The organism is Nostoc sp. CALU 546 (assembly GCF_048836525.1).
This window is the reverse complement of sequence record NZ_JAWJTF010000186.1, coordinates 1-6,201: the sequence shown is the minus strand read 5'-3', so window position 1 is coordinate 6,201 and position 6,201 is coordinate 1. Positions and strand designations below refer to the sequence as shown.

Below are 6,201 nucleotides of genomic sequence, written 5' to 3'. Positions count from 1 at the left end.
ATCCTGCCCAAAGAAACTTGATAGTACCAGTAGAAACCAGTAATTGTCGCAAATAATCGCGTTCTACTGAGACACAAGAATCTCTAGGTGTGAGAACTTGACAAGAGATGCCCCAAAATTGTAGAGCTTTACAAATTTCTGGAGGAAAGTTTTTTTCAAAATCTGCTTTTGGCTGATAAGTCAGAATGAAAGCAGAACCTAAACTTGCAGCCAGCGCTATAGTATCGCGGAAGGCAAGAGGTAAAACATAGTCTATAGTTTGAGATTCGTCAAGTTGACTATCGAGGGATTTTGTAAGCGCTTCCCATTGCCAAAAGATTTCTAGATTTTTATTTTTAGGGAGAAGAGATTCTCTTAGGCTATCTCCTAGCCAAAATAAATTAAGTCTTGCTAAGTCATTCTCTACACGGAATTGCTCCCATCTCTTAAGTGACCAAAGCGTTTCCTCCAGTGCAACACGTTCTTGCTTGGGTGTTCTACAAGAGTTAATTCCTTTTGGAGTAATTAATTCTGGATGTTGTGAGTAAAAGGAAGAACTGTCAAGTATATGCCAAAGTTCTCGTACAACCCATAACTCCATCACTTCTCCTAACTGTTGAATTAAAGGAACTCCGTGGACAGAAAGAGCTAAGGCTGGATCAATAATGCATATCTGAGGTTGGGAAAGAGGGTAATCGGTTTTGGGCAAGAGTTCGTACTTCATTACATTTGGCTATGGCATTAGGTTTTGATGATTTTAATATGTATCCCAGCCGTATTTACTCTCTGGAAAGAAAGATTGCTTAATTTAGTGCTTACAACATAAATCAGAAAGCTTTTAAATACAATGCATAAAATTTGGATTTCGACTACTAGTTTAAATTAACTAGGTATAAAAGCTTAGTTAAAACAAGTGACTTGCAAAAATTCTGAAACAGCAATATTACTATAGAGAAAGTATTTTTTCACTCTCAAGAGAGTCAATAGATTTCTTGGTGAATTGATCAGTTTAGGGATAATTATTGCTTAAACCAAAAAAGCATTTATGAATAAGCATTGCACTGCTGATTTTCAGATAGTTGCAGAACAAGCTCTTGCTAATACTGCTAGATCATCAGATAGTTTACTAACGATATTTCCTAGTAATCCTCAACTAAGTCAGGTCTTCCAATTTATTGAGGCAAATTATAATCAACCAATTAGCTTATCTGACGTAGCTGTTGCTGTTGGTTACTGCGCCGCTTATTTGACCGATTTAGTACGACGCAATACAGGATATACAGTAAATGATTGGATTGTTGAACGCCGAATGGTAGCAGCACGCGCTCTACTGCTAGAGACTGATCAATGTGTAAGTCAAGTCGCTCAAGCAGTTGGTTATCAGCATGAAGGTTACTTTTTTCGCCAATTCCGCCGACATCATGGGATTACACCTAAAGCTTTTAGAAAGACCCAACGCAGCTAGAGTAGTAGCAGCCATTAGCGTTAATTGGAGTAAAGCAATAAAGCTGTAAATCCATTTAAATATTTGGCATATTTAACTTTAAATTTGGGAACTCTAAACCATTTTTAAAGTATCAAAATATTATACCTTAAAGCTGAAGAGCATCTTTCAAATGAAGCATTTACATCGGTTATTTAACCCATTTGCTTGGCCAATCGCTGCGAAAATTTCGGTAGCATTGGTTTGTGCTGTGTTGATACCGATGATCTTCACCGCCTACTACAATCTGCAACAGAGCTTAAACAGTGTAGAGGCTGGGGAATACCGCAAACTGGAATTGTTAGCTAGCAGTAGCGCTAGTCGCTTCGACCAGTTAATTATTGACCACCATCGTGTAGTTGCTCAAGTCAGTAATAATCGTCATGTAGTAGATTTCCTTGCTGCTGACACACCACAAAAGCAAGAAGCTCACCGCGACAACCTGCAAGCAACACTACAAAACGTCCTACGCTCTCATCCAGATATTGATAATGTCTTGCTGATGGATAACAAAGGTGAGTGCCTTGCTGCAACAGATCCAAAATTCATTGGCGAAAACTATTCGATTATTCAAGATAACTTTTACGGATTTGGTAGCTTGGTGAGCCAAACAATTGAAAATCCAGGAATGTTTTTCTCTGGGCGCGTGCGATCGCCTAATGGAGAGATTGTGGGAACTACCCTACTCAATATTCGGGGAAAAGATATTTGGACAACTATTAATGCCTTACATATAGACTTTCAGACCAATATCTTCCTGATTGACCAACAGGGAGTAATCATTAGTCATGCTGATCCATCTCTGCTCTACCATAGCCTCCTGACGCTACCAACTCAAACATTAAAACAGGTTGCTCAAAACAAACGCTACGGTGTGGATCGGGTTGAGAGCTTGGACATTCCTGACTTAAAGGTGATGGTGAGAGCTAAACAGCCAGGACACGCCACCTATCAATTGCCGCGATCGCACATGGCACAGATAGTCGGCTTTGCACCTTTAGCAACGCGACCTTGGGTATTGGGAGTCAGCCAATCCAAAGCAGAGTTTAGCATTCCTTTGAATCGCCTGATTTGGCTCAATAGTACCAGCGTGGTAATAGTCGGCGGAATTACGGCAATCATAGCGCTGCTCTTGGGGCTAAGTATTTCCCGACCGATTCGCGCCCTCATCGTCGCCGCCCAAGCGTTGGAAGATGACGATTTTGATTCTCATGTACTAGAACTCCATCAGAATTTGGCTCAATTTACCCATAGTCAAGATGATATCGGTCAATTAATGTGTGTCTTTTTAGAGATGGCTGAGTCAGTCAGAATGCGAGATCAGCGCCTAAAAGTCCAAGTACAGGAACTTTGCATTGAGATTAACGAAACCAAAAGAGCTAGCCACGTTGCCGAAATTACTGAAAATGAACACTTTCAGCAATTACAACAAAAAATCCAAAAGCTTAGAGAACAGCAAGTTACACAAACCGAAACTGAGACAGAGTACTACCAAAGATTGCAGAATCAGGTGCAATCTCTCAAAGAGCGATTGCACGATCCCTGAGCCATTGAATTTATCGATTAGCGTTGATGGCAAGACTGAAAGTTTGGGAGATATTTAAAGGGAAAAATTACTCTTGATTAATGACTTTGAGGTAAATTATGGCACAGATTATTGCAGTTCATTCATTCCGTGGTGGCACTGGCAAATCCAACTTGATTGCTAATATGGCTGCTACTATGGTCTTGCAAGGACAAAGTGTAGGCATTATTGATACTGATATTCAATCACCAGGAATTCACGTTATTTTTGGGATTAATGAAAACAAAATGGAACGCACCCTCAATGATTATTTGTGGGGGTACTGTAATATTAAAGATGCTGCCTATGATGTTACTGAAGCTTTAGCTGTAGAGCAGGGAAATACAAGTACAGTTAAAGGCAGTCTTCATTTAGTTCCTTGTAGTATTAAAGCTAGTGAAATCGCCAGAGTTCTCCGGGAGGGATATGATGTCGTTCGGCTAAACGATGGTTTTCAAGAATTTATTCGTAGTCTGAAATTAGATTATCTGTTAATTGATACACATCCTGGTTTAAATGAAGAAACTTTGCTTTCTATTGGGATTTCTAATGTTTTAGTAATTCTTTTACGTCCAGATTATCAAGACTTTCAAGGAACTGCCGTGACAGTCGATGTAGCTCGGAAGTTGAAAGTACCAAAAATGTTGTTAGTTATCAATAAGGTGCTGCCAAACTTAAATTTTCTTGACTTGCAACAACAAGTAGAAAAAATCTATAACGCTCCTGTTGTGGGGATTTTGCCTCTTTCCGAAGATATGGTACAGCTAGCAAGCAAAGGTCTTTTTTCTCTACGTTATCCTCAACATCCCATCAGTCAAACTATCAAAGGAATTACCAATCAGATTGCTAGTTTAGTCGTTAGCCATTAGTCTTTTGCTTTTGTCCCTTTATGAGGGTGATGTCTACGCTTATGAGCGATCAACAATCATTTCGTACTGATGCTCTTACCGACTTTGGAGCCACTGCTGCACAGGTAGAAGAATTATTGGTATACAATCAAAACGTCTTTGATCACAACACATTAACCGATAGAGTCAAGTTTCCCCTGACTTCTGAACCCCATATACCTGCTTGGGAAGAATACGCTGTTTCAGCAAAAGTTTTAGGAGTATTTGAGGTACTCAAACAGCGATTAGTACAATTCCAATTTCCCATAATCGAGGGTATTAGCCAAACTGAAGCGTATCAGTCTGCTACTCGTCGGGGTGTTGCGATAGATAGGATGATTGCAACTGGCTTAGTCTTGCAAGAACCTGAAAAACTGCAATTAATACTACATCAAAGCTTGGCTGGAACCATCCCAGTATTATTAACTGGAAACCGAAAGGATTTTGTTTGTTTAGTTCAAGCTTTGACAAAGCGAAATGAACCGCAGCCAGTCCCAAACTCTATAGGAGCCTGTATAGTTAGCGGTTTTAATAACTGGGATAGAATTCGCCAATATCGCCAACAATGGTCGGCTGAAAATCCTGCTAATTGTTCTCAAAGCAGTTGGTTAGAAGAGTTTGGGCGGTTAATACCACAAAAACAGCTTTATCAGGATAAATTTATTATTTTGAGTAATAGTTCTTATAGTAATGTTTCAGCCAAAGATATAGGACTTGAAGAAGCACAATGGCAACATTTATCCTTGACAATTCGGCTGGAACATGAATGTACTCACTACTTTACACGTCGGTTGTTTAATTCCATGCAAAATAATATATTCGACGAGCTAATTGCTGACTACAGAGGGATTGTAGCCGCTATTGGGACTTATCGAGCCGACTGGTTTTTGCACTTTTTGGGGTTGGAGTCTTTTCCTAATTATCGAGAGGGAGGTAGACTACAAAATTACCTCGGTAATCCGTCACTTTCTGATGGGGCTTTTAAGATTTTACAGGTATTAGTGAAAGCTGCTGCTGAAAATTTGCAGTCTTTCCATGTTGAGTATGTGAGCCAGTTGAGAGATGCTAACATTCAACCCCTAATGTTAATGGCATTGACTCACTTGACGTTAGAAGAATTAGCTGATAAATCAGCTGAATTTCGCATTCAACAAAGATTAAATAATTTGCTGAATATTCAATCTCTAGACATGATTCAAGTCAAGGTTATTTAATTATACATGTTGCCTATATTGAGTTTTATCTTTTATTTGTGTCCTTTGTAGTAACTTGTGACAAGCGCCTCGGCATCTACGTTTTTGACAATTACCATTAGTAAGACATAGGCAAGTTGATTTATGACAGAAGTTTTACTTAAAGAATTAACTCACAGTGACATTGATTGGATGGTTGCTACAGGTCATCAAAGAGAAATAACTGCTGGAAGTTTACTTATCCAAGAAGGAAAAACTGCCGATTCTCTACATATATTACTGGATGGAATTTTAGCAGTTAGTGTTTCTCAACCAGACAACAATCCTTTGACTCGTGCTTTTGCAGCAATCGAAGGTGGTGAAATCTCCGGTCGGGAAATTGCGAGATTATCCAGTGGTGAAGTTGTGGGAGAACTACCCTTGATAGGTAATCGCCCAACTGCTACAACTATTAAAGCTGTAGAAAAGTCGCTGGTGATGTCAATTCCTCAACAGAAATTGGCAGCAAAGTTGCAGCAAGATGTTGGTTTTGCTTCGCGCTTTTATCGAGCGATCGCCATTATGCTTTCAGATAGACTACAAAGTATCATCAATCAACTTGGTCGTAGCAACTTGGTGCAAGGTCAACCACTCAGAGATGTGCTATTTATTTTGGGAGAATTACATGATAGTGATATTGATTGGATGATGGCTTGTGGGACTCAGGAAAAAATTCCTGCTAATACTACACTGTTTCGTGAAAGAGGGACTGTGGAAGCACTATATATTATTTTAGATGGAATAATGTCTCTGTCTATTACTGAAGATGAATGTAATCCTTTAACACGTGCTTTTGCTGCGATCGAGGGTCATGAAATTTCTGGTAGAGAAATAGCAAGATTATCCAAAGGCGAAATTGTCGGTGAAACACCCTTTATTGATGGTCGTTTACCTTCTGCAACCGTTAAGACCATTGAAGACTCGATTGTTTTGTCAGTTCCCCGACCGGAAATGGCAGCAAAGTTACAACAAGATGTGGGATTTGCATCTCGTTTTTATCGTGCGATCGCTACTTTGCTTTCCCAGAGATTGCAAGGAATGCTGAGTCACACTTGG

Annotated in this window: 6 protein-coding genes; 5 read left to right on the top strand and 1 reads right to left on the bottom strand. The window is 39.6% G+C overall.

The features are described 5' to 3' along the window. Positions 1 to 703, bottom strand: a 703-nt coding sequence (locus tag RRG12_RS41090) for a hypothetical protein (RefSeq protein ID WP_420763155.1), incomplete at its 3' end; no start/stop codon positions are given. Between the two features lie 321 nt (positions 704 to 1,024). Here RRG12_RS41090 and RRG12_RS41085 point away from each other — a divergent pair. The 5 genes from RRG12_RS41085 to RRG12_RS41065 form a co-directional block, all read left to right on the top strand. Continuing rightward, on the top strand, positions 1,025 to 1,444 hold the full coding sequence (locus RRG12_RS41085; protein ID WP_420761129.1) for a helix-turn-helix transcriptional regulator: 420 nt from the start codon (positions 1,025 to 1,027) through the stop codon (positions 1,442 to 1,444). Positions 1,445 to 1,595: 151 nt separating this feature from the next. Continuing rightward, complete coding sequence (locus tag RRG12_RS41080; protein ID WP_420761130.1) at positions 1,596 to 3,008, top strand: cache domain-containing protein; 1,413 nt, start codon at positions 1,596 to 1,598, stop codon at positions 3,006 to 3,008. 98 nt (positions 3,009 to 3,106) lie between these two features. After that, a complete protein-coding gene (locus RRG12_RS41075; RefSeq protein ID WP_420761131.1) occupies positions 3,107 to 3,895 on the top strand; it encodes a MinD/ParA family ATP-binding protein in 789 nt (262 codons plus the stop codon). Positions 3,896 to 3,936: 41 nt separating this feature from the next. After that, positions 3,937 to 5,127 carry a DUF7005 family protein gene (locus tag RRG12_RS41070; protein WP_420761132.1) on the top strand — a complete coding sequence of 397 codons (1,191 nt, stop codon included), beginning with the start codon at positions 3,937 to 3,939 and terminating at the stop codon, positions 5,125 to 5,127. A gap of 123 nt (positions 5,128 to 5,250) precedes the next feature. Continuing rightward, a partial coding sequence (locus tag RRG12_RS41065; protein WP_420763154.1) for a cyclic nucleotide-binding domain-containing protein occupies positions 5,251 to 6,201 on the top strand: 951 nt, incomplete at its 3' end.